The sequence below is a fragment of the Streptomyces scopuliridis RB72 genome (assembly GCF_000718095.1).
GTDB classification, from domain to species: domain Bacteria; phylum Actinomycetota; class Actinomycetes; order Streptomycetales; family Streptomycetaceae; genus Streptomyces; species Streptomyces scopuliridis.
The window spans coordinates 1-2,142 of record NZ_JOEI01000065.1; the positions used below are offsets into that span (position 1 = coordinate 1).

1 protein-coding gene and 1 pseudogene are annotated in these 2,142 nt (G+C 66.0%); both read left to right on the forward strand.

The window, feature by feature from the left end:
- Nucleotides 1–66: 66 nt before the first annotated feature.
- Nucleotides 67–357, forward strand: a pseudogene (locus IF11_RS0135940) (transposase); the annotation flags it as partial.
- A gap of 81 nt (nucleotides 358–438) precedes the next feature.
- Nucleotides 439–2,130, forward strand: a complete 1,692-nt coding sequence (locus IF11_RS0135945) for an ISAzo13 family transposase (protein WP_037729446.1) — start codon at nucleotides 439–441, stop codon at nucleotides 2,128–2,130.
- Nucleotides 2,131–2,142 lie beyond the last annotated feature (12 nt).

Consider the following 2,142-nt stretch of genomic DNA (forward strand, 5'->3'; position numbering starts at 1 on the left):
GGGTCTTGACCCTTGATCCTGGACACACGAGACACTGGATCCTGAGGATCTGAGAACGGACATCTCGTGGTCATGAAGAACTATCCGCCGCAGTTCAAGGCGGACGCGGTCGCGCTGTACCAGTCGCGGCCCGAGGCGACGATCCGGCAAGTCGCTGCCGATCTGGGAATCAACCCCGAGACCTTGCGGAACTGGGTGCGGGCAGCCGGTGCGAGCCGGCCGCGGGGACGCCGGGCGGAGGTGCCGCCCGAGCCGCCGACGCTGTTGGAGGCGGAGAACGCCGCTCTGCGCAAGAAGGTCCGTGAGCTGGAGGAGGAACGCGAGATCCTGCGCAAGGCGGCGAAGTATTTCGCCGGGGAGACGCGCTGGTGAGGACCCGTAATTTAACTACTGCCGGTTTCGGCCGATACCTCGGTGGCGCCATGTAGTTGGGCTGTTGTGGCGATTCCGGATGAAGTCCTGGCGGTACTGGATACGAAGTTCGCGGTGGTGCTGCCACATCTGGACGAGCGGCAGCGTCGTCTGTATTTGGCTTCCGAGGCGGAGGCTCTGGGGCATGGAGGGATCGCGGCCGTGGCCAGGCTGGCGGAGGTCTCGGAGTCGACTGTCGCACGAGGGCGTGCGGAACTCGCGGTCGGAGCGCCAGCACTGGGGCGGGTACGCAGACCGGGCGGCGGGCGTAAGTCCGCTGCCGGGCGCGACCCTGGTCTGCTAGCGGCTCTCGAAGTGTTGATCGAGCCGCATGCGGTGGGTGATCCCGTGTCCCCGTTGCGCTGGACCACTGCCTCGCTGCGGGACTTGTCCCAGGAGTTGACCGTTGCCGGTCATCCAGTCAGTGCCCCGGTGGTCGGCGGTTTGCTGCGTGCGATGGGCTTCAGTCTGCAGGGCATGGCCAAGACTCGGGCCGGCAGTCAGGTACCCGATCGAGACGCCCAGTTCCGTCACATCAATACCGCCGCCGAACGTTTCCTGGCGCAGGGCCTGCCGGTGGTGAGTGTGGATGCGAAGCAGAAGGAACCGATCGGCGATTTCGCACGCCCCGGCCGCACCTACCGCCCCAAAGGGCAGCCGATCACTGCCCCGGATCACGACTTCTTCGGTCCCGACACTCCGTTCGCCATCCCGTACGGCATCTACGACCTGGGCCGCGACAGCGGCTGGGTGAATGTGGGCACCGACCGCAACACCGCTGCCTTCGCGGTGGAGTCTCTGCGCCGCTGGTGGCAGGTCCAGGGGCGCCTCGACTACCCCAGCACCGACCGCTTGCTGGTCACCGCTGATTGTGGAGGCGCTAACTCGGCGGACTCCCGCCTGTTCAAGATGGGCCTGGCCGAGTTCGCCGACGAGTGCGGGCTGAGTATCACCGTCATGCACTTCCCGCCAGGTACTTCAAAATGGAACAAGGTAGAACACCGTCTGTTCTCCCGGATCACCCACAGCCTGCGCGGGCAGCCGCTGACCAGCTACGAGGTACTGCTGGAGACCATCTCGGCCACCCGCACCCGCACCGGACTGACCGTCCAGGCCGTGCTGGACGAGAACGCGTACCCCACCGGGCGCGTGCTCACCCGAGCCGAACGCCAGCGCGCCGAGCAACGGGTCGAACGCGATGAGTTCCATGGTGAGTGGAACTACACCATCGCCCCTCAGGACCCCGGCCAGCAGCTTCCGGAAGATCCACGGGACGAGTCGGGCTCTCCGATCCCGGCCGAGGCCACCTTCCTCCTCACCCACCCCGTGCTCACTGGCATGACCCGAGAACACTTCGAGCAGCTCGTGCTCCAGCTCGAACCGTGCCAACTACTCTTGACCGAAGCCGAACGCCAAAGCGCAGACAGGGACGGCCGCGGCCGCAATCCCGGCTTCGGCACCCTCGATCACCGCCACCGTGTCCTGGCCGCCGTGCTCCGCAGTCGCAACACCGTCACCTTGACCCTCGCGGCCGAACTGATGGGCCGCAAGCGCAACGTGCTGAGCTACCACGCTGGGAGGTCCAAGCCGATGCTGGCCTTCGCCGGGCCCGAGCTCGCCAGAGTCCTCGTCTTCCACAGGACCCACCCTCCCCGCACACTCGAAGCCCTGAAGCGCCTGATCGAGCACCACGACGAGATCAACTCAAGCAGTAGTTAAATTACGGGTCCT